The sequence below is a fragment of the Pseudomonas sp. NFIX10 genome, assembly GCF_900111955.1.
Lineage (GTDB): Bacteria > Pseudomonadota > Gammaproteobacteria > Pseudomonadales > Pseudomonadaceae > Aquipseudomonas > Aquipseudomonas fluorescens_AA.
Genome location: NZ_FOKH01000016.1, coordinates 127366 through 149666, shown reverse-complemented (window position 1 = coordinate 149666; position 22301 = coordinate 127366). Strand labels below are relative to the sequence as shown.

Annotated in this window: 19 protein-coding genes; 11 read left to right on the top strand and 8 right to left on the bottom strand. The window is 62.4% G+C overall.

Annotation, left to right across the window (positions count from 1 at the left end; all coding sequences use genetic code 11):
- Positions 1 to 658: 658 nt before the first annotated feature.
- Positions 659 to 1000: a DUF6124 family protein gene (locus BM321_RS16610; RefSeq protein ID WP_092443393.1), complete on the top strand. Its 342-nt coding sequence runs from the start codon at positions 659 to 661 to the stop codon at positions 998 to 1000.
- A 134-nt stretch (positions 1001 to 1134) separates the two neighbouring features.
- Here the strand turns inward: BM321_RS16610 and BM321_RS16605 are convergent, their stop codons facing one another.
- Together BM321_RS16605 and BM321_RS16600 are read right to left on the bottom strand one after the other, a co-directional pair.
- Positions 1135 to 2373: a M20/M25/M40 family metallo-hydrolase gene (locus BM321_RS16605; protein WP_092443391.1), complete on the bottom strand. Its 1239-nt coding sequence runs from the start codon at positions 2371 to 2373 to the stop codon at positions 1135 to 1137.
- Positions 2374 to 2458: 85 nt separating this feature from the next.
- Positions 2459 to 3544, bottom strand: coding sequence for a diguanylate cyclase (locus tag BM321_RS16600; RefSeq protein ID WP_092443389.1), 1086 nt, complete (start codon positions 3542 to 3544; stop codon positions 2459 to 2461).
- 265 nt (positions 3545 to 3809) lie between these two features.
- Between BM321_RS16600 and BM321_RS16595 the strand changes: the two genes are divergently transcribed.
- The 6 genes from BM321_RS16595 to BM321_RS16570 all read left to right on the top strand — a co-directional run bounded on the left by BM321_RS16595 (position 3810) and on the right by BM321_RS16570 (position 10949).
- Positions 3810 to 4739, top strand: a complete 930-nt coding sequence (locus BM321_RS16595) for an alpha/beta fold hydrolase (protein ID WP_092443387.1) — start codon at positions 3810 to 3812, stop codon at positions 4737 to 4739.
- 150 nt (positions 4740 to 4889) lie between these two features.
- Positions 4890 to 6389: a glycolate oxidase subunit GlcD gene (glcD, locus tag BM321_RS16590; RefSeq protein ID WP_092443385.1), complete on the top strand. Its 1500-nt coding sequence runs from the start codon at positions 4890 to 4892 to the stop codon at positions 6387 to 6389.
- Positions 6389 to 7447 carry a glycolate oxidase subunit GlcE gene (gene glcE / locus BM321_RS16585; protein WP_092443382.1) on the top strand — a complete coding sequence of 353 codons (1059 nt, stop codon included), beginning with the start codon at positions 6389 to 6391 and terminating at the stop codon, positions 7445 to 7447. Before glcD ends, glcE begins: the two co-directional genes overlap by 1 nt.
- Position 7448: 1 nt before the next feature.
- Positions 7449 to 8669 carry a glycolate oxidase subunit GlcF gene (gene glcF, locus BM321_RS16580; protein ID WP_092443381.1) on the top strand — a complete coding sequence of 407 codons (1221 nt, stop codon included), beginning with the start codon at positions 7449 to 7451 and terminating at the stop codon, positions 8667 to 8669.
- An 88-nt stretch (positions 8670 to 8757) separates the two neighbouring features.
- Positions 8758 to 10134, top strand: coding sequence for a 2-oxoadipate dioxygenase/decarboxylase HglS (locus BM321_RS16575; protein WP_092443379.1), 1377 nt, complete (start codon positions 8758 to 8760; stop codon positions 10132 to 10134).
- A gap of 296 nt (positions 10135 to 10430) precedes the next feature.
- Positions 10431 to 10949, top strand: coding sequence for an Hcp family type VI secretion system effector (locus tag BM321_RS16570; protein WP_092176637.1), 519 nt, complete (start codon positions 10431 to 10433; stop codon positions 10947 to 10949).
- A gap of 467 nt (positions 10950 to 11416) precedes the next feature.
- On the opposite strand, the gene BM321_RS30550 is transcribed toward BM321_RS16570, so the two are convergent.
- The 6 genes from BM321_RS30550 to BM321_RS16545 all read right to left on the bottom strand — a co-directional run bounded on the left by BM321_RS30550 (position 11417) and on the right by BM321_RS16545 (position 18109).
- Positions 11417 to 11590, bottom strand: coding sequence for a hypothetical protein (locus BM321_RS30550; RefSeq protein ID WP_175534934.1), 174 nt, complete (start codon positions 11588 to 11590; stop codon positions 11417 to 11419).
- Between the two features lie 24 nt (positions 11591 to 11614).
- Positions 11615 to 11857 (bottom strand): hypothetical protein, encoded by a 243-nt coding sequence (locus BM321_RS16565; RefSeq protein ID WP_092327384.1) that lies wholly within the window; start codon positions 11855 to 11857, stop codon positions 11615 to 11617.
- A 65-nt stretch (positions 11858 to 11922) separates the two neighbouring features.
- Entirely contained in the window at positions 11923 to 12993 is a 1071-nt protein-coding gene (locus tag BM321_RS16560) for a lipocalin-like domain-containing protein (protein WP_092443377.1), read from the bottom strand.
- Positions 12983 to 15454: an ABC transporter permease gene (locus BM321_RS16555; RefSeq protein ID WP_092443375.1), complete on the bottom strand. Its 2472-nt coding sequence runs from the start codon at positions 15452 to 15454 to the stop codon at positions 12983 to 12985. Before BM321_RS16555 ends, BM321_RS16560 begins: the two co-directional genes overlap by 11 nt.
- Positions 15451 to 16119, bottom strand: coding sequence for an ABC transporter ATP-binding protein (locus BM321_RS16550; protein WP_092443373.1), 669 nt, complete (start codon positions 16117 to 16119; stop codon positions 15451 to 15453). Before BM321_RS16550 ends, BM321_RS16555 begins: the two co-directional genes overlap by 4 nt.
- 292 nt (positions 16120 to 16411) lie before the next feature.
- A complete protein-coding gene (locus BM321_RS16545; RefSeq protein WP_092443371.1) occupies positions 16412 to 18109 on the bottom strand; it encodes a sulfatase-like hydrolase/transferase in 1698 nt (565 codons plus the stop codon).
- Positions 18110 to 18484: 375 nt separating this feature from the next.
- On the opposite strand from BM321_RS16545, the gene BM321_RS16540 reads away from it, so the two are divergent.
- Genes BM321_RS16540 through BM321_RS16525 form a run of 4 tightly spaced genes read left to right on the top strand, consistent with a single transcriptional unit; the run spans position 18485 to position 22289 of the window.
- Complete coding sequence (locus BM321_RS16540) at positions 18485 to 19849, top strand: UDP-glucose dehydrogenase family protein (protein ID WP_092327376.1); 1365 nt, start codon at positions 18485 to 18487, stop codon at positions 19847 to 19849.
- A complete protein-coding gene (locus tag BM321_RS16535) occupies positions 19846 to 20901 on the top strand; it encodes an NAD-dependent epimerase (protein WP_092443369.1) in 1056 nt (351 codons plus the stop codon). The genes BM321_RS16540 and BM321_RS16535 overlap by 4 nt, the downstream gene beginning before the upstream one ends.
- Positions 20898 to 21644, top strand: a complete 747-nt coding sequence (locus tag BM321_RS16530; RefSeq protein ID WP_092443367.1) for a sugar transferase — start codon at positions 20898 to 20900, stop codon at positions 21642 to 21644. The genes BM321_RS16535 and BM321_RS16530 overlap by 4 nt, the downstream gene beginning before the upstream one ends.
- Positions 21645 to 22289: a CpsD/CapB family tyrosine-protein kinase gene (locus BM321_RS16525; RefSeq protein WP_092443365.1), complete on the top strand. Its 645-nt coding sequence runs from the start codon at positions 21645 to 21647 to the stop codon at positions 22287 to 22289.
- Positions 22290 to 22301: the final 12 nt, after the last annotated feature.

The following is a 22301-nucleotide window of genomic DNA, read 5'->3' as shown; positions in this document are numbered from 1 at the left end:
CGGCTTCCCACGTCAATACCGGCACAGTGATGATGGATAATCTCAAAACGCTTTTGGTTCTTGCGCGCCATGACAATTCCTCGCAGGATTGAATGACGCGCGCGGGGTACACGGTGGCGAAAGGATTCACTCTCTTATACGAGGTCACGGCCTGGCCGTGCCATCAACGACTCCACGCCGATACCGTGCAGGCCACTCTCCCTCTCGGGTGCTGTCACACCAGTGCTGGTTACGGCCTTTGCCCCGCGCGCGTTCTTCAACTGTAGAGGGATCCCTGTTTGCTGCGCGACAGCGCAGCGTCGAAGACGCGGCGGGATCTCCCTCGCCACAAAAGCCTTATGTTTATCGCATTAATCTCGGCGTAAGACCGAACGACCTCACCTTGCGCCATTGCCTACAACTACGCCAGAATCCGCCGGCTTGTACGCCTTAGGGTCGGGCTTTACTGTTTCTCGGTCGCTGAAAATCAGTGATCGGGTTTGGTAGCCCGGGTAAAACTAAGGCGCACAGCTCCGGCATTTATTATGGCGGCTGTGCGCGGGGCGCCCTTGTGGCGCGCTGGGTTTGCCTTGGTACCCGGTCTACCAACCTGCGTATAGCCGCCACCTAATGTTTGGTAGCAAAAGGTTGCGGCTCCAATTACCAAGGAGTTTCATCCATGTTCAAGCCAACACCGAATCCACCGGATACCGATCCCACATCAAAAGCATTCGACAAAGCCGCCGACCGCGCCCTCGACTACTACCTCAAGCCCAAGACCACCGAAGCCGAGGCTGATCCCGGTCAACTCTTCATTGTCATCAACGGTGTCGACACCGAATCCCTGCTCGCCAACCTCAGCGAAACCCTGGCCTCGGCCAACGCCATGCTCAGCGACCTGGCCTTCGACCTGGAAGGCTCGAGGCGCCATATTGCCCTGGGTATCCAGCAATTGATCGAATTGAGTGGACAGCTGGCAAACCGCGCGCTGGACAACGTCGACGCGCGTCCGTCGACATAGCGCATTTCCCTGTGGGAGCGAGCTTGCTCGCGAAGGCGGTTTGTCAGCCAACACTTGATCGACAGACAGATCGCTTTCGCGAGCAAGCTCGCTCCCACAAGGTTTCGAGGCGTTCGACGTTACGGCATAGTGGGTTAGCGCCCCGCCAACTCCATGATCATCCTCGATAGCAGATAAATCCTCGGCACCACGCTCTCGACTTCCGCGTATTCCTCCGGCGTATGAATGTTGCCGCCGACGATGCCAAAACCATCCAGCGTCGGCGTGCCGACACCGGCCGAGAGGCTGGCATCCGCCGCGCCGCCGCTGCCTTCCTCGGTGAGTTTGCGCCCCAGTTCGCCATAGATGCCTTGGGCCATGGCCATCAACCGGTCCGACTCCGCCGTCTGGGGCATCGGTGGCAGGCCGCGCTTGAGGCTGGTGGTGACTTCGGTGTCGGCGATCAACTTGTCCTGCGAGACCCGGGCCAGGTCTTTTTCGATGCGGTCGAATTCTTCCGGCACCGCCGCCCGCACATCAGCCTTGGCGCTCGCCTGGTCGGGAATCACGTTGGTCCGGTCGCCGGCCTCGATCACCGTGAAGTTGATGGTGGTTTTCTTTTCCGCGTCGCCGAGCTTGCCCAGTTGCAGGATCTGGTGCGCAGCTTCCATCGCCGCATTGCGCCCCAGTTCCGGCGCGACGCCGGCGTGGGACGCCTTGCCCTTGACCTCCACCAGCGCCGTGGCACTGCCCTTGCGCCACACCACCAGGCCGTCGGCCGGGCGACCCGGTTCGAGGTTGAGGGTCACGTCATGGGCCTTGGCGGTTTTCTTGATCAGGTCGGTGGCGGCGTCCGAGCCGGTTTCTTCGCTGGCGTCGAGCAGGAAGGTAATCTGCGCGTAGTTCTTGAAGTCCAGGTTCTTGAGCACCTTCAAGGCGTAGATCCCCGCGACGATGCCGCCCTTGTCGTCCATCACTCCCGGCCCGTAGGCGCGGCCATCCTTGATATGGAACGGGCGTTCGGCGGCCGAGCCTTCCTTGAACACCGTGTCCATGTGGGCCATCAGCAGGATTTTCGCTTTACCGGTGCCCTTGAGGGTCGCCAGGATGTGCTGGGTACCGTCCGAGTTCGGCACCTTCTCGATGGTCGCGCCCAACTTTTTCAGCTCGTCGATGGCAATGTCGCCGACCTGGGTCAGCCCCGGCACATACCCGGAGCCGGAGTCAATATTCACCAGCCGCTCCAGCAACTTCAGGGCCTCGCCCTTGTACTGCTGCGCATCGGTCAGGATTTGTTGATGGGGTTGGGCAAAAGCCATGGGGGTAAAGGCGCCAAGGGCCAGGCTCAGGCCGAGGCTGACGGCCAGACGGGAGCGAACAGCGGTCATCGTCATGATTTCATCCTTGTTCCGTATCGAAAGAGTGCCATGGGCACCCTACCCGACAATGAACCAAGGCTCCAGGCAGCAAGAGGCCATCTCAGACAGAAACGGTCGACGCTTCCAACACCGGTCGATGGCGGTGGCAAATGACCCGGTTGCGCCCGCTGGTCTTGGCTTCGTACAGCGCCTGGTCGGCATCGTCGAGCCAGAGGGTCGCGTCGGCATATGCCGGGTTGAAGACCGCGACGCCAATACTCAGGCTCACTTTCAGCGCCGGGTCCCGCTCGTAGCTGAGGGTCGCGAAGCGTTCACGCAAACCGTCCATGGCCTGCACCGCGTTGTGTTGGGTCAGGTCCGGCAAAATCACGCCAAACTCGTCGCCACCATAACGCCCGACAATGTCGGCGGAGCGCAGGTTCTGCCTGAGCAGCTTGCCGAGCTGACGCAGCACGATATCGCCAGCCCCATGGCCGTAGGTGTCATTGATGATCTTGAAATGGTCGATGTCGATCAATGCAATCGCGCCACGGGGCGTCCCGTCCGCTGGTTGGCGCACGCAACGCTGGAATTCCTCGTTGAGGCGATCTTTCCAGGCGCCATGGTTCAGCAACCCGGTCAGGCTGTCGGTACGACTCAGGGCCAGCAATTCACGTTTTTGCCGGCCCAGGGTGTAGGCCTGGCGAAAGCAGATCCAGCCCAGTGCCATCGGATACAGGCACAGCAGCGGCAGACACGCGTAGATCTGCGCCGGGCTGGTCATGGGCACGCTGGTCAGCGGGAAGATCACCGTGCCCACGGCGATGCCTGCCACCTGAGCGATCACCCCAACGAGCAGGAAACGCAGGCCACCGATGGCGACGTTGTTCATCGCCATCATCGCCAGCGTGACGGCCGTGGGCAGCGGGTTGAATTGCATCGCCACGACCCAGAAGCCGCCGAGAGAGGCATCGATCAGCAGATTGCGATGTTCGGCGTGATACGGCACCGCGCTGCGACGGGCCCACCAATAAGACAGGTGCGGCCAGAGCAGGCCGTTGAACAGCATGAAGCCCCAGACCCAGGGTGCCGGGTCGAGGGGATAAAGCGCGGCGCTGACCAGCAACAACCCCAGCGTCAGGCCCAGGATGCGCGATACATAGAGCCTCCTGGCCAACGTCAGTCCCTTTTTTCCCGTTTTTTGCATGGACGCCTCTGCACCGCGGGTTCCCGACTCATCGGGATGGGATTGTCTGGAGTCTATCAGGGCGACATCAAATAGCCACCACTGATGCAGGGGTATTTATTCACATTCAAATGCGAGACTCTGCTGGGATTTTGGCTATATATGACAAGGACATCCGTAAGCCTTGCGAAAGAAGGCCCCTGGGTAACGATGTCGCGGGTTTAAGCTTCACTTATCACCGACTGATCCGTTTGATCATTCTGTCGCAGCCCATGGAGGGCAAAACATGCTGGTGTTGTGGGTAATTCTTGCTGTACTTATCGCCTGGAGCTGGTTGACCTATCCCGGCATCGGCCATGTGATCTACGACATGAACATGGCCTTGGAGGCACGCCTTTACCGGTTACGCAAAATCACCGTGCCCATCAGCGAGATGACCGTGTCGACCTGGCAGGGCGGGCCTTATGAAGCGTCCGCCAGCATCCTGATGCTGCACGGCTACAGCGGCGACAAGAACCTCTGGCTGCGTGTCGCCCGGCATTTTGTCGGTGATTACCGGGTGGTGATCCCTGACCTCCCCGGCCATGGCGAAACCGGCTTCAAGGCCGGCGGCGGCTACGACATCCCGACCCAGGCCCGGCGGATCATCGAGTTGCTCGACGCCTGCGGCCTGGACAAGGTCCATGTGATCGGCAATTCCATGGGGGGCCATCTCGCCGCGTGGCTGGCGGCCACTTCGCCTGATCGCGTGCTGACCCTGGCGCTGCTCAATCCGGCCGGCGTCACCGCCCCCCAGCCCAGCGACATGGACCGCCAACTGGCCGCCGGTCGTAACCCGTCCCTGGTACATTCGCGGGAGGAGTTCATGCCGTTCTATGCCATGACCATGGCCTCGCCGCCCTGGGTACCGGGCATGGTGATGGCGGCCGTGGCCGAGCGTTATGTACAACACCGCGAAGAACTGGCGGAGATCTACGCCGACTTTCGCGCCAGCCCGTCGATGGAGCCCCACCTGGCCGACATTCGCGCCCCTTCGCTGCTGCTCTGGGGCCGCCAGGACCGGGTGATCGATGTCAGCAGCGTGCCGGTGTGGAGCAAGGGCATCACCGACTTGCGCGTGGAAATCTGGGACGGGATCGGCCACCTGCCGATGATCGAGCAACCGGGGAAAACCGCCGCGCTGTACCGTGGTTTTCTCAAGGGGTTGGGCCAGTGACGGCGATGCGTAAAACAACATGAACCAAGGTGGGAGCGAGCTTGCTCGCGATAGCGGCGACACCTTCGACAATGAGGCAAGCTGACCCACCGCCATCGCGAGCAAGCTCGCTCCCACAAGGATTCGTGGCGACTGAGGGGTATCGACTCCATGAACATCCTCTACGACGAACACCTCGACGGCCCTTTGCCGAAGGTGGACAAACAGGCCCTGCTGCAAGCCTTCCAGGCACAGATTCCAGACCTGGACATCCTGCACCAGGAGCAAGACCTCAAGCCCTACGAGTGCGATGGCTTGTCGGCCTATCGCACCACGCCCCTGCTGGTGGTCTTGCCCAGGCGGGTCGAGCAGGTGCAAGCGGTGCTCAAGCTCTGCCATGAACAGAACGTCCCGGTGGTCGCCAGGGGCGCCGGGACCGGTCTGTCCGGTGGCGCCCTGCCCCTGGCCAGTGGCGTGTTGCTGGTAATGGCGCGGTTCAACCAGATCCTGCACATCGACCCCGACGCCCGCACCGCACGGCTTCAACCGGGTGTGCGCAACCTGGCGATCTCCCAGGCAGCGGCGCCGTTCGGGCTGTATTACGCGCCAGACCCTTCGTCCCAGATCGCCTGTTCCATTGGTGGCAATGTCGCGGAAAATGCCGGCGGCGTGCACTGCCTCAAGTACGGCCTGACGGTGCACAACCTGTTGAAGCTGGAAATCCTCACCGTCGAAGGCGAACGCCTGACCCTGGGCAGCGAAGCCCTGGATTCGCCGGGCCTGGACCTGCTGGCGCTGTTCACCGGCTCCGAAGGCTTGCTCGGGGTGATCACCGAAGTGACGGTCAAGCTGTTGCCCCGGCCCCAGGTCGCCAAGGTGCTGCTGGCCAGTTTCGATTCGGTGGACAAGGCCGGGCGGGCGGTGGCCGACATCATCGCCGCCGGCATCATTCCCGGTGGCCTGGAAATGATGGACAACCTGGCGATCCGCGCCGCCGAGGACTTCATCCACGCCGGCTATCCGGTGGACGCCGAAGCGATCCTGCTGTGCGAACTGGACGGGGTCGAGGCCGATGTCCATGACGACTGCGAACGGATCCGTCAGGTATTGGAGCAGGCCGGGGCCACCGAGGTGCGCCAGGCGCGGGACGAGGCCGAGCGGCTGCGGTTCTGGGCCGGGCGCAAGAACGCCTTCCCGGCGGTGGGTCGCCTGGCGCCGGATTATTACTGCATGGACGGCACCATCCCCCGACGCGCCCTGCCCGAGGTGCTGCAACGCATCGCCAGCCTGAGTGCCGAGTATGACCTGCGGGTCGCCAATGTGTTTCACGCCGGCGACGGCAACATGCACCCACTGATCCTGTTCGATGCCAACCAGCCCGGCGAACTGGAACGCGCCGAAACCCTGGGTGGGAAAATTCTCGAACTGTGTGTCCAGGTGGGCGGCAGCATCACCGGCGAGCACGGGGTTGGCCGGGAAAAAATCAATCAGATGTGCACACAATTCAACAGCGACGAACTGAACCTGTTCCACGCGGTAAAAGCGGCGTTCGATCCTCGAGGCCTGTTCAACCCCGGCAAGAACATCCCGACCCTGCACCGCTGCGCCGAGTTCGGTGCCATGCACGTCCATGGCGGGCAGTTGCCGTTTCCCGAACTGGAGCGTTTCTGATGAGCCGCGAAGCCGACCAGGACGCCAGCGACCTGTTGCTCGAACAGGTCAATCGCGCACGGGCCAACGCCACGCCGTTGCGCATCCAGGGTTCGAACAGCAAGGCGTTCCTGGGACGGGAAGTGGCCGGCGAATTGCTGGACACCCGCGTGCACCGTGGCATCGTCCATTACGACCCCACCGAGCTGGTCATCACGGCGCGGGCCGGCACCCCGTTGCGGGAATTGCTCGCCGCCCTGGAGGCCGCCGGGCAACGCCTGCCCTGCGAACCGCCGGCGTTCGGCGATGACGCCACGGTCGGCGGCATGGTCGCCGCCGGGCTGTCGGGGCCGCGTCGCCCCTGGGCGGGTTCGGTGCGCGACTTCGTCCTGGGTACGCGCCTGATCAGCGGCCACGGCACGGTGCTGCGTTTCGGCGGCGAGGTGATGAAGAATGTCGCCGGCTATGATCTCTCGCGCCTGCTGGCCGGTAGTTTCGGCTGCCTGGGGGTGATCACCGAAGTGTCCTTGAAGGTCCTGCCCAAGCCCCGTCACAGCCTGAGCATCCGTCTGGAACTGGGCAGCGCCGAAGCCTTGGAGACACTCGCCGAATGGGGCCGCCAGCCCCTGCCCATCAGCGCCGCCAGCCATGACGGCGACTGCCTGCACCTGCGCCTGGAAGGGGGCGAAGGCTCGGTCAGCGCCGCTCATCAACGTTTGGGTGGCGAGGTGATCGACGATCGATACTGGACGGCACTGAATGAACATCGGTTGGCATTTTTCGACGAAGGCTTGCCGCTGTGGCGCCTGTCATTGCCCAACCACACCGGCCCCCTCACCCTGCCCGGCGTTCAACTGATCGATTGGGGTGGCGCGCAACGCTGGTTGAAAACCGAGGCCGGCACGGTGCAAGCCCTGGCCCATGAAGTGGGCGGCCATGCCACCTGCTATCGCCAGGGTGCCAGCGACACACCGTTCCAGCCCCTGGCCCCGGCGCTGCTACGCTATCACCGGCAACTCAAGGCCCAGCTCGACCCCCTGGGACTGTTCAACCCTGGTCGAATGTACCTGGAGCTCTAGCATGCAGACTCGGTTCAGTGAGGAAAGCAAAAACCTGCCCCGCGCCGAAGAAGCCGAACGGATCCTGCGCAGCTGCGTGCATTGCGGTTTCTGCAATGCCACCTGCCCCACCTACCAATTGCTCGGCGATGAACTGGACGGCCCGCGAGGCCGCATCTACCTGATCAAGCAAGTGCTCGAAGGCCAGCCGGCGACAGCCAGCACCCAGTTGCACCTGGATCGCTGCCTGTCGTGTCGTAACTGCGAGACCACCTGCCCATCCGGCGTGGATTACCACAACCTGCTGGATATCGGCCGGGCGGTGGTCGACCAAGCCGTGCCGCGCCCCGCCGGCCAACGCGCACTGCGCCTGGGGTTGCGCAGCCTGGCCGTCAGTCCCGAACGGTTCAAGGCCCTGCTGCGCCTTGGGGCGGTCTTCCGTCCGTTGCTGCCGACGAACCTGAGCGCCAAGTTGCCCCACCCCGCCCCAACCCACAGCGACCGCCCACCGCTGCGCCATGGGCGAAGGGTGTTAATGCTCGAAGGCTGCGTGCAACCAGGCCTGTCGCCCAACACCAACGCCTCGGCAGCGCGAGTGCTGGATCGACTCGGCATCAGCGTGATCCCTTGCGCGCAGGCCGGCTGCTGCGGTGCGCTGGATTATCACCTCGATGCCCAGGCCACCGGACTGGACCGCGCCCGACAGAACATCGACGCCTGGTGGCCGCACCTGGAGCACGGCGCCGAAGCCATCGTCCAGACCGCCAGCGGTTGCGGCGCCTTCATCAAGGACTACGGGCATCTGCTGGAGCATGACCCTGCCTATGCCGCCAAGGCCAAGCAGGTAAGCGAACGAGCGCTGGACCTGGTGCAAGTGCTCGGCAACGAACCGCTGGAACAGATCTGCGCGGCCAGGAACCAGCGCATCGCCGTCCATTGCCCGTGCACCTTGCAGCACGCGCAAAAACTCGGCGGCCACATCGAAGCACTGTTGACACGGCTGGGTTTCAACCTCACCGAAGTGCCTGACGGCCATTTGTGTTGCGGTTCGGCCGGCACCTATTCGCTGACCCAGCCGGCCTTGGCGCGGCAGTTGCGCGACAACCGCCTCAATGCCCTGGAAAGCGGTCAGCCGGAGATGATCGTCACGGCCAACGTCGGCTGCCAGAACCACCTCGACGGCGCCGGTCGCACGCCCGTGCGGCACTGGATCGAGCTGGTGGATCAGTCCCTGGCAGAATGAAGTCCTGAAGATTCTTCGTTTGCCGGGGCTGGCGAAGGCTGCGATCTTTCGTTCAACTTTCCCACAGCCCTCGCCAGGAATTCTCACGATGAGCTTCGTCAGCCCCGACCTGATCCGCCAACGCTTCTCCAGAGCGATGTCCGACATGTACCGCGACGAGGTGCCGTTGTATGGCGCCCTGATGAAGCTGGTGGAACACACGAACGCCCAGGTGCTGACCGCACAGCCGCAACTGGCCGCACACCTGCGCAGCTCCGGCGAACTCGAGCGCCTCGACCTGGAACGCCACGGCGCGATCCGCGTCGGTACCGCCGCCGAGCTGGCGACCCTGGGGCGACTGTTCGCGGTCATGGGCATGCAGCCGGTGGGCTACTACGACCTCACGCCGGCCGGGGTGCCCGTGCATTCCACAGCGTTTCGCGCCGTGCATGAGAGCGCGTTGCAGGTCAGCCCGTTCCGAGTGTTTACCTCGCTGCTGCGCCTGGAACTGATCGAGAATACCGAGCTGCGGGCGTTTGCCAAGTCGGTGTTGGCCAAACGGCAGATCTTCACCCCCGGCGCCCTGGAGCTCATTGACCTGGCCGAGCGCCAGGGTGGCCTGACGCAAGCCCAGGCCGAGGACTTCGTCCTGCAGGCCCTGGAAACCTTCCGCTGGCACCACAGCGCCACCGTCACCGCCGAACAGTACCGGCAACTGAGCGCCCAGCATCGCCTGATCGCCGACGTGGTGGCGTTCAAGGGCCCGCACATCAATCACCTGACGCCGCGCACCCTGGACATCGACATCGTCCAGGCGCGGATGCCCGTGCATGGCATTACCCCCAAGGCCGTGATCGAAGGTCCACCCCGTCGCCAATGCCCGATCCTGCTGCGCCAGACCAGTTTCAAGGCACTCGACGAACCCGTCGCCTTCACCGACCAGCCACAGGCCCAAGGCAGCCACAGCGCCCGCTTCGGCGAAATCGAACAACGCGGCGCCGCGCTCACGCCCAAGGGCCGCGCGCTCTACGACCAATTGCTGAACGCCGCACGCGATGCGCTGGGGGCGTTTCCCAACGAAGCCAACGCCGAACGCTACAACGCGTTGATGGCCGAACACTTTGTCGCATTCCCGGACAACCACGATGAGTTGCGCCAACAGGCATTGGCGTATTTCCGTTATTTCCCGACGCCCAAGGGCCTCGCCGCCAAGGGCACCCTCGAGCCAGCAGCGTCCCTGGAACACTTGCTCGAACAGCAATACTTGCGCGCCGAGCCTTTGGTGTACGAAGACTTCCTTCCGGTCAGCGCCGCCGGCATCTTCCAGTCGAACCTCGGCGATGCCGCCCAGAGCCATTACGCCGGGCAGTCCAACCGCCAGGCCTTCGAAGCGGCGCTGGGGCGAGCGACCATCGATGAGCTGGGGCTGTACGCCCAGACGCAACAGCGCTCCATCGATGAGTGCAGGGCTGCGTTGGGCGTGTAGGCATAAGCCGAAGGATAAAACGGCAAGAAGTTGCCTGACAGGCGCGCAGTGCGGCGCGCTTCCTCGGTGATTCTGCCCGGGTAGAGCGACGTCCGGGTGGGCCGTTAATATCTGCAATGCCTCGGGCAAGCGTTTGTGCGCTTTGTTGCCCAACTGAAGGGAATAGCCGCCTCAGCCAAAAACAACTTATTGATATTTATAGTTTTTTTGAGTCTGGCATAGCACTTGATAACCGTCAGGCCACCTCGGACGATTCCGTCCCAGGCCCTATCGTTATCCAGGAAGGAGAGCATCCCTTGGCTACCCCCGCATATATGTCCATCGTAGGCACCAAACAAGGTCTGATTACTGCCGGCGCGTTTACCGCCGACTCGGTGGGCAATACCTATCAGGAAGGTCACACAGACCAGATCATGGTGCAGGGCTTCCAACACAACGTATCCATCCCGCGCGACCCTCAGTCCGGTCAGCCAACCGGCCAGCGCATACACAGCCCCATGGTCATCACCAAAGTGTTCGACAAGGCCTCGCCGTTGTTGCTGGGAGCGATGACCGATACCGAACTACTGGTCATAGTTGAAATCAAGTGGTACCGCACTTCGGCCGCCGGCATCCAACAGCACTACTACACCACCACACTGGAGGACGCGATCATCGTCGAGATCAAGGACTACATGCATAACTGCCAAGACCCGGCGAATTCGCATTTCACTCACCTGCAAGATGTACATTTCTCGTTTCGCAAGATCAGGTGGGAGCACATCGCCTGCGGCACCGTGGGTACCGATGACTGGCGTGCACCGACCTCCGGTTAATTCGAAAGCAACGTCATGCACCGGCCAGTTCTACTGGCCGATGCGCATTGAAATGATGAGTGATTACTTGACACCGAGAGGTGTTCGCCCAGTGCGACGGCCTCGGCAATCCATGCACTGGTAAAGAGCCTGACACTGGGCGAACAGGCACAATAATAATGGAACTTTGAGAGTATGTCCGCGAGGCTGTTTAAATAATTGTTTATTATTGAAACTATGCCGGTTGTGTAGGCGCTGTGCAGGAGCTGTCGAGTGCATACGAGGCTGCGATCTTTCCCCAGACACTTGAGTCTCAAGCGAAAGATAAAAGATCGCAGCCTCGTATGCACTCGACAGCTCCTACACAGCTCCTACACGCATAACTGTACAAACAGTTATACAAAACATGCACAGATGTAAAAGCTATCCGCACAGAACAATAATTGGCATTACAAAACTCTTTTTAAGACCAGCCGGCGTGACGTACTTCAGCCACGCCGCCCGGTTTTCTGCGCATCGGTGTCCCCCGCTTCAGGGTCACCCCGTTGCTGTTTACGCTTGGCCGGGTCATTGGGTCGCAACGCATCGTTATCGCGCTCCACTTCGCCGGGCAATGCTGGCGCGTCCGGGTTAGGTGGGGTTCGATCGGGGTTGTGCTTCATGGCGAACTCCTTGGATATCGGGATTCAGGCATCGGGGTCGGCGACTTCTTCAGCGACATTGGCATCGGGAGAGCGCTGGTGCAGTTGCTCGGCCTGGTTCTTCAAGTCCTGCCAACGCGCCAGGTCGATGGCGCCCCGGCCGAACAGGTCATTGGCCACCCGCATCAGCTCGGTGAAGTGGGCATCGGGGGACTGCTGCCAATAGGCCTTGTCGTCGAACAACTGCTGCCAGTCGGCCAGCGACGGAAGTTTGAGGTCATCGCTCATGGCGGGCTCCTGCGAGACATTCATCAGTTATGAGGGTCGACGTTCGCAGGGAGTTCCGGCGATTCTCAGTAGCCGGTCATTTCCAGGTAACCCGTGCCGCCCTGGTTGCCACTGAGTCGTACCGGGCCTTCCCAATAGGGAATGCGCAGGTTCATCCAGGCCTTGGGATTGAGTGCCTGAAGGGTCACGTCGAGTTGTTTGCCGGGGATCTTGATGGCCCAGCGTACCGGCATCGAGCGTCCGGCGACTTCAGTGGTGTCCAGAGGCACGAGACTGATCTCTGCGGCGTGCAGGGTTTGCGCTTGGCCCTGGGCGTCGATCCAGGTGCCTGTGAGGTACGGCGCGCCGTCCTTGTGGCGCATGCGATAGAGCATCAGGTGTTCGCCATTGTCCAGGTGCAGGGAGAACCAGTCCCAGCCGGTCTGGTTGGCGGTCAAGGGCTGGCTGCTCCATTCGCGGTCGAGCCAGGCCGGGCCGCTGACCGTGTGACGCTGACCGTCGATTTCCAATTCACCGCTGGCCTGGAAAAACGGCTGGCTGTAGTAGTAAGACGCCTGCCCCTGTTCGGATTTCTGGCTGAAGCCTTGATCGCCTTGCAACACCAACGGGCGGCTCGACGTCAGCCGCAACGCATAGCTGAAGCGGCGGTCGCGCGCCTTCAATTGCATGTCCGCCAACGGCTCGGTCGCAGCAGCCTGGCTGGTGAATTGCCAGTCGTCGATCCAGGCATCGAAAGGCACCGCCTGCACCCCGGCCTGCCCCACTCCGCCTCGGGCATAACGCTCGGCGGCATGGTGCACGGTGGCGGAAGTGACCGCCGCATGGCCCAGCCAGATCGTCTGGTTGCGCCAGCCGCTGGCCTGGGGCGCGGCATCCAAGGCGTTGCGAAACAGCGTCCATTGCACACCGAAATCCCGGCCCTGGGCATCCTTGAGGTTGGCAGTGACGTACCACCACTCGATACGGAAACCGTCATGAATGCCGTGGTCGGCCGGAAAACTGAACGCCCGCCCAGGCACGACAGGCGTGAACGCGACGGCCTGGTCGCCGAGGCCGGCAAAGCCCTTTTGAGTCGGCGCTGAGTCATCACAACCGCTGAGCAGCGCCAGCAGCAACACGCCAATTTTAATCTTCATGGGCAAAGGTCCTCAGCAGATCCGCCGGCTGCGTGCGGTACAACGCATACAGCGGCCAGGCCGAGGCCAGGAGCGTGGCGAGCATCGCCAGGGCCAGCAACTGCACCAATTGCAACGGGAACACCCGTAATGGCAGGCGCCAGCCGAAGGCCTGCACATTGATCACCGCGTCCAGGCACCAGGCCAGGGCAATGCCCAGCGGCAAGGCCAGGACCAGGGTCAGCAGCGCCAGCAACCAGGTCTGGCCGAGGTTGAGCAACATCAGTTGCCGACGCGTCACCCCCAGCGCCCACAGCGGCGCCAACTGACCGAGACGACTCTGGCTCTGGGTCAGCAGGCTGATGAACAACGCCACCCCCGCCACCGCCAGGGTCAGGCTGTTAAGGGCGGCGGTGGCGGCGAAGGTGCGCTCGAACACCTGGGTCGACCAGCCCTTGAGCCGGGCCTGGTCGACGATGTGGCTGTCGTCCAGGCTGAACCGGCTCTGCAACGCCGTCAGCATCGAAGCCATCGCGGACGGTTCGATACGCAGGTTAAAGCGATTCGGCGTCAGGTTCGGCCAGTGCGCCAGCAAATGATCGGCATTGACCAGCACATGCCCCTTGGGGTTGCCATAGTCGGCATAGATCCCGACGACCCGCGGCGTCCACGGTCCGGTGGGTGTCGGGATGATCAACGGGTCGCCAATCCTCACCTTGAGGCGCCGGGCCAGCTGTTCGCTGAGCATCAGCGTGTCGGCGTGGATGAGTTGTCCCCAAGGCTCGTCACTGGCCGATTCCAACAGCGGCCAATGCTGGCGATAGTGGGGATGATCGATGATGCCGTAGATATCCGTCGGCCAGCCTTGCAGCGGGATCGATACCTGCCAGATGGGCACGACGGCAGTGATCGCCGGTTGCTGCTTGAGCCAGGCGTGCAACTCCACCGCCTGGGCCGGCGTTTGCGGGTTGATATACAACTCGGCGCTCAGCCGTTGTTCGAGCCAGTTGCTGAAGGTCTGGCGGAAGCCAGCAGTCATGCTACCGGCACCGATATTGGCCGCCAGCGCCAACAACAAGGCCATCAGCGCCAGGCTCAACGTCGGCAGTTGCTGGCGACAATCGGCGAGAAACCATTGCCCGAGCACCGAGCGGCTGCGGCGCACCAGCAGGTTCAGCGCGCGATTGAGCAACACCGGCAAGGCCAGCGCAGCCCCCAGCAACAAGCTGGTCATCAAGACAAAACCGCTGGCCAGGCTGTCCCCCCAGATCAATGCCGACACGGCGATCAGCGCCGCCAATATCGCCACCCAACCCTGGCGTCGCAGCCAGCGTCCATGGGCCTGATGCCAGGCCTGGGGATTGGCCAGCGCCAGCAAGGGCAAACGCGCCGCCCGCAGCAGGCTGTCGGCCCCGGCCAGCAGCGCGCCGAGCAGGCTCAGGCCGACACCGCTGAGCCACCACCCCAGGCTGAGGTTCAAATGCCCGGCCACTTCGGCACCGTACAAACCCCGCAGGCTCGCCGCGACATCGGGCAACAACAGGCCCGCCAGCCAGTAGCCGCTGAGTACCCCGGCGATTCCGCCCAGCAAGGCCAGCGCACCCAGCTCAATCGCCAGACTGGTGACCAGCATCCGCGCACTGACGCCACAGGCCCGCAGGGTGCGCAGCAGGCTGCGGCGCTGTTCGAGGGCCAGGCCGATGGCGGCGTGAACGATGAACAACCCCACCACGAACGATAAAAACCCCAAGGCGTCGAGGTTCAGGTGAAAACTTTCGGTCAGGCGCGACAGGTTGTTTTCTTCATCGGCATGCTTGAATTGCAGCCGATCACTGAAGGCCTCCGGCAGCGCGGCGTTGAACGTGGCGGGCAACAACAGCCGCGACAGCTGGTCCGGCAACCCGAGTACTGCTTGGGCAAAACCGATGTCCATCAACAACACGCCCGGCGCCATGTCCACTTGGACATGCAGCGGCGGCAGCGGTTGCCCATCGACTGTACGAGGCCGGTCGCCCTCGCCCAGCCCCAAGGCCTGCAAGGTTTGCGGGGCGACCCACGTGCGACCGGGGTCGGTAAAAAACTCGACCACCTCGCTCATGTCCCGCGCCTGCCCCGCCAGGGCCGTGCCGGGAGGCAACGACACCGGGTCGATGCCCATCAGTTGCAAGCGCTGATCCTCGTGCCCCTTGAGCAGAACCCGGGCCTGCAACACCGGCGACACCGGCCAGCCCTGGCGCCGCAAATCGATAAACCATTGCTGAGGGAAGGTGCCGCCAGCGGGGGCATTGAGGCTGGCCTGGGGTTGGCCGCCGATCAATTGGCTGGCCCGGGCGTAGCTGTCCCGGGCCTGACTGTTCAGCGCTTGCACGCCGGTGAGCAGGCTGGTGGCGAGCCAGAGGCCGGTCAGCACGCTGAAGAATTGCACCGGGTGTTGGCGCCAATGGCTGAGCAGGGCCTTGAGGGTCTGGCGAAAGATCATCACCCCTGCGCCACCTGCGCCAACCGTCCGCCGTGCAACACCACACGTTGGGCCAGGCGCGCCGCCACCCGTGGACTGTGGGTCACCATCAACAGACTGGTGGGGCTGCCCTCCAGCAGCTCCAGCAACAGTTGCAGCACTTCGTCGCTGGTGGCTTCGTCGAGGCTGCCGGTGGGTTCGTCGGCCAGCAACAAGGGCGGTCGCGAGGCCAGCGCCCGCCCCAGCGCCACCCGTTGCTGCTGGCCGCCGGAAAGCTGTTCAGGGTAACGCCGCAGCAACGCTGCAAGCCCGAGCCGCTGCACCAGATGGGCTTGCCAGGCCGCGTCATGGCGGCCGCACAGGCGCGCCTGGAACGCCAGGTTGTCTTCCACCGACAAGCTGCTGATGAGGTTGAACTGCTGGAACACCAGGCCGATTTCCGTGCGTCGCCAGTTCGCCAGCTGGCTTTCGCTCATGCCGTCGAGCCGATATTCACCACTGCGTATGCTGCCGCGATCCACCTTGTCCAGCCCGGCGACCAAGTGCAGCAAGGTGCTCTTGCCACTGCCGGACTCCCCCATCAGCGCCAGACTGCTGCCGGGCATCAGGGTCAGGTCGACGCCCTGCAGCACCGGCAACGGGCCTTGGGGCGTGGGGTAGCTTTTAAAGACATTGCGGACTTCAAGCATGAAAAAGCTCGATGAATGAACGTGAGGCTCAGGATAGCGGAATTAGCCGCAATGCCGGCCCAGGCGAGAGCTCGCGAAGGCGGTGTATCAGCTGGCGGTGATGTGGATGGGCAGGCCTCATCGCGAGCGAGCTCGCTCCCACAGGGCTCTGCGGCGCATGTGCATGTTGTGGCTGCCGAAAATCCATGTGGGAACGAGCTTGCTCGCGAAGGCGGCGTCATAGTCGATGAAGATGTTGGATGTGCCGGCCTCATACGAGCAAGCCCACTCCCAAAGAGCTCAGCGTATAGAGTCAATGCCCCACCGCCATTTCAACCTGGCTGGAATGCGGTGTCACGATGTTGTCCAGGTCGATATGTTTCCACGCCGGTTTCGCCCCTAGCCGTGCGTTGAAGCGGTAGTTGAAGGTAAAGTCGTCATCGGTCGGCTGGCTCAGAGATTTTCCATAGGCCGATTCGACCCCGACCGGGTCGTAGCCCATCAACTGCAACAGCGTCGGGAAGATGTTGTAGTGGCTGGAGCGGTCCTTGTTCCGGGCCCAGGCGTTGCGCCAATCGAGGGTCTGCAATTGGCTGCCCTGGATCACCACCAACGGCACCAAGCCTTCTTCGGCCACCGGGTCGCTGTCGCAATGGGTGTTAAGCCCGGGGTTGCCGCGCTCGTGCAGGTCCTGGCCATGGTCGGAGGTGTAGATCAACACGGCATGGCTCAAATCGGCCTGTTGGAAGATTCGCTTGAAGAACTCGCCGATGTTCCACAGCAAGGTGTTCTGGTAGGCGTTGCGGTACAACACCCAGTCATCTTGCTGCCCATTGAAGCCGTCGCGTCTGCCGGTATCGCTCACTTCCTGGAACTGCCCGCGCGGCAAGGCCGGACGATAGCTCATGAAATCATCGGGGTATTTGTCGTGTACCGGGAAATGTGCCCCCACCTTGTTGATCACCACCAGTTCGGCCTGGTGGTCGCCCAGCAATTCGATCAACTTCGCCGCCGCCGCCATGTCGCGATCGCGCACGCTGGTCTGGTCGAATTGGACGAATTCGTCGATGTCCTGTTTTTCCAGTTTGGTCATCAGGTTCTGCAGGTTGCCGCCAGTGCGCTGGGCGTCGATGTAGACGGTGCGCAAGCCGGCCTGCTTGGCGTACTGCCAGATCGACGGCCAGGTGCTATTGATGCGCATGTAGTCGGCGCGAGTACCGCCGTAGCGCAAGGTGACATTGGTATCGGCGCTGCAATTGGCGATGGAAGCCGCGTAGCCGAAATTGAAAATATCCACGCCCTCGGGCGGTGTCTTCAAGCTGCTGTGCACGCCAGACGGCGTGTTGATATCCAGGTAATTGCCGGCAACGCTTTCATCGATGATCAGTACGATGTCCTGCTCGATCAAAGACGATCGCCGCGTCAGGGTGACCGGTTCCCGGGGGCCGATCGTGTTGTGCAAGGACTCGTAGGCAAAGAGATTCAAATAGACCAACGGCGTGTACATCACCGGCAGGCCACGCGCGCCCTCGCCCGCTCGCACGAACAGCACGCCACTGAGCAACACCACGCCCAGTATGGGTGCGAGCACCGGCAGATAACCGGGCACTCGCAGCATCCGCCGAGGCTTGAGGGCGATGCCGAACAACAGCAACAAGCCGCCGATCACCGCGTTGATGATCACCTCGCGATACTGATAGGCCGCTTCCTGGATGAACCCTCCCGAGTACACCAGCGAGACGAACTGGCTGTAGGTCAGGTAACTGTCCGTGACCTGGGTGTACACCTCGAAAAAAACCGCTGAAACAAACAGCGCCAAGGCAAACACATGCCTGACCATCGTCTGGCGTATGTAGGCGCACATCCACAGCGCCACCACCAATAGCACGAACATGGCGCCGAACAGCAAGGTTGCCAAGCCCAGGCCCAACGCATCGAGACGGTCCAGGTAATAGGCGTACCCCTTGAGCAGGTACAAAAACAGCAGCAATTCCTTGAGGTAGCGGGCCATGTTTTCCTCGACCGGATCGCGGTGTCGAAAGCGCTTCGTTCCTGCACGTTAGCAGCCGATTTTCAAAGCGCAAGAAATGCCCCTCCCAACCATGCGTCAAAAAAAAGTTACCCCAAAAACGACACGAAAATAGGTAACAAAATATAAAAATCTATGAATAACGACCGTTTATCGCTTTCTTAAATGCTCTACACCCCCAGTAAAACAGCCACTTTGCTAGATCAGTCAATGACTTGATATCAAAAGGCCCGACTTCACTTGAATTGCCAACACTGACAACTGTCATTTTGCTGACACGCTTTTCTGAAGCTGCGCTATACCCCTCTAAACAGTTTCATCCGAGTTACATCATTCGGTCTGCGAGGCGCGCCAAAAATGGACGTGAGCGTATTTGGTACGGGGTATGTCGGGTTGATTCAGGCGGCCGCAATGGCCGACGTCGGACATCGCGTTTTGTGCATCGACATCGACCCGAACAAGATCCGGCAACTGCAACAAGCCGTCCCCACCATCAGCGAGCCGGGGTTGTCCAATCTGCTCGAAGACAACATCAAGGCCGGACGCTTGTCGTTCAGTTCCCAGGCCAGCGACGCGGTCAATCACGGCGAGCTGATTTTCATCGCCGTCGGCACCCCCGCCGATGAAGACGGCTCGGCCGACCTGAGCCATGTGCTGGCCGTCACCCGGCAGATCGCCGACTTCATGGACAGCGACCGCACCCTGGTCATCAAGTCCACGGTGCCGGTGGGTACCGCCGACAAGGTGGCCGAATGCGCCCGCCAGGCGTTGGCCCGGCGCGGCCTGAAACAGTTGAACGTGCGCGTGGTGTCCAACCCCGAATTTCTCAAGGAAGGCAGCGCCCTGGCCGATTGCATGCGGCCGGACCGGATCATCGTCGGCACCGCCGACCCGCTGGCCCGCGACCAGATGACGGAGCTCTACGCACCCTTTTGCCGCAACCACGAAAAACTGATGTTCATGGACAACCGCAGCGCCGAACTGACCAAGTACGCCGCCAATGCCATGCTCGCCACCCGCATCAGCTTCATGAACGAACTGGCGAACCTCACCGAACGGCTGGGCGCCGACATAGAAGCGGTGCGCAAGGGCATCGGCTCGGACCCACGCATCGGTTATCACTTCATCTACCCCGGCTGCGGTTTCGGCGGCTCGTGCTTTCCCAAGGACCTGCGGGCCCTGCTGCACACCGCCGAACAAAACGGCATGCCGCTGCGCCTGCTGCGCAGCGTCACCGACGTCAACGACAGCCAGCGACACATCCTCTTCGAGAAACTGGCGAAGCAATTCCCGGATGGCCTGGCCGGCAAATCGATTGCCATCTGGGGCCTGGCGTTCAAGCCCAACACCGATGACATGCGCGAAGCCCCCAGCCGCTACCTGATGGAAGCGCTGTGGCGCGATGGCGCCCGGGTCCAGGCCTATGACCCGGAAGCCATGTCCGAATGCCGTCGCCTCTATGGCTATCGCAAGGACCTGAACCTCTGTGCGACCCGCGATGACACCCTGGAAGACGCCGACGCCCTGGTGATCTGCACCGAATGGAAGAACTTTCGCGTGGTGGATTTCGACCTGCTGGCCAGCAAGTTGCGCGCCCGGGTGATCATCGATGGCCGCAACCTGTACAACCCCGAACACCTGGCCGCCGCCGGGCTGTTGTATCGCGGTATCGGGCTGCGCCACACCGTGCCCGGCACCCCGGCACCCGGGCCACGGCCGTGAACATCCTGGTCACCGGCGCAGCCGGTTTCATCGGCGCCCATGTCGTGTTGCGGCTGCTGCGCGACGGCCATCGGGTGTGCGGGCTGGACAATTTCAACGACTATTACGACCCGCAGCTCAAGCACGACCGCGTGGCCTGGGTGAACGACCAGGTCGGCACCTTCCCCTTGGCGCGGCTCGACCTGGCCGACGCACCGGCTATCGACGAATGGTTCCAGGCCCGGCGCCCGGACGTGGTGATTCACCTCGCGGCCCAAGCCGGCGTGCGCTACTCCCTGGAAAACCCGCAGGCCTATGTCGACAGCAACATCACCGGCTTCCTGAACATCCTGGAAAGCTGCCGCCGGTATCCGGTCAAGCACCTGATCTACGCCTCCTCAAGCTCGGTATACGGCGCCAACCCGCGCACGCCTTATTCGGTGCAGGACAACGTCGATCATCCGCTGTCGCTGTATGCGGCCAGCAAAAAATCCAATGAACTGATGGCCCACAGCTACAGCCACCTGTTCGGTATTCCCTGCACCGGCTTGCGGTTCTTTACGGTGTACGGCCCTTGGGGCCGGCCGGACATGTCGCCGATCCAGTTCGCCCGCGCCATCACCGAAGACCGTGTACTGCAGTTGTTCAACCACGGCGAGCACCAGCGCGATTTCACCTACATCGACGACATCGTCGAAAGCATCGCCCGCCTGATCGAACAAGCGCCCCAGGTCACGCCCTTGCTGGATCACGAACAACCGGGCCCGGCCACCAGCCGCGCGCCCTGGCGGATCTACAACATCGGCGGGCAGCACCCGGTGACGCTGCGCACCTATGTGGCGCTGCTGGAAAAACACCTGGGACGCACCGCCCGCGTCGAACTGCTGCCCCTGCAAGCGGGCGATGTGCTCAACACCTGCGCCGACGCCAGCGACCTGGCGCGGGCCACCGGCTTCAAGCCGGGCATCGAACTGGACGACGGCCTGGGCCGCTTCATCCAGTGGTTCCTCGAGTATTACCCACTGCCTGCCCATGCGCCGCTTGCGGCCCAATCTCAGCGGAGGAGTCTATGACCCGACATGAGCAAATCATTGCGACCAATGCCCCCGGACGCGATAAACGTGTCGATCCCGAGCACCGCAGGCGCCTGGACGCGGCCATTCACCGCCAAGGCCGTGGTTGGTTGACCGGTCGCGACGGTGGCCGGCCCTGGACGGTCTCGCGCACCAATCGGGTGGTGGCCGGCCTCGGCGCACTGGCGATCCTGGTGGTCTTCTGCCCGCTGTTGCTGGGCCTGGCACTACTGGTCAAGTTTTCCAGCCCTGGCCCGGTGCTGTTCATACAGAAACGCACCGGCTATCGCGGTCGGGTGTTCGGCATGTACAAGTTCCGCACCATGGTCGCCGACGCCGAAGCCCTCAAGGAGTCGCTGCGCCACCTCAACAAACACGGTGCCGATGCCATCGATTTCAAGATCGACAACGACCCGCGCATCACGCCCATCGGCCGGTTCCTGCGTCGCAGCAGCCTCGACGAACTGCCGAACCTGATCAACGTAGTGACCGGCGACATGCGCCTGGTAGGCCCGCGGCCGACCTCGTTCAACGCCTATCGCTACAAGGACAACCATCTTGTGCGCCTGAGCATCTACCCCGGCATGACCGGCCTGTGGCAGATCTCTGGGCGCAGCAATATCGACTTCGACCAGCGCGTGGAATTGGACCTCAGCTATATCGCTGAACAAAGCCTGTGGCTGGACTTGAAGATCCTGATGCTTACCCCCTTCAAAGTTTTCAGCGGCCACGGAGCGAGTTAAATGGACGGTTCAACGAATATCCTGACCATAGCCAGCCCGAGCGAGACCAACCTGACCTCGACCGTGCTTGACCCGGATCTGCGGATCCTTCTCATGACAGCCGCCAACATCGGCACCGGTACGAGCACCAGCGCCATGGCGTTGGCCGCTCAACTGGCGCAAATGAGCAACGGGCGCGTGTTACTGGTGGATGCGAGCCAGTCGCCGCACAACCTCAGCCAGCAACTGTCGCTGCACAAAGAGCGCGGCTTCAGCGATCTGTTGTTCAACACCCTCGCCCCACCGCTGTTGCAGGACTGCGTGGTGCAGGTTTCCAGCCTGCCCTTCGACGTGCTGCCCTATGGCCGCCTGGGACATAACACCGAACGCTTGAGCCCCGAGCGACTGCGCCCATTGTTCAGGCAACTGGGGGCGCAGTACCGCTTCGTGGTGATCGACGCCGACGCGGTGTATTCAGCCACCGACACGCTGGTCATCAGCACCCAGGTGGACGGCGTGGTGCTGGTGGTGCGCGGCGAGGACACCCGCTGGGAAGTGGCCCAGGCCGCCCGGCAACGCTTGGTCCAGGCGGGCGCGAAGGTGGTCGGCAGCGTGTTCAATCGCCGCAAGTACTACATGCCCAAATGGCTCTACAACAACCTGTAAGCCCGCAAAAGG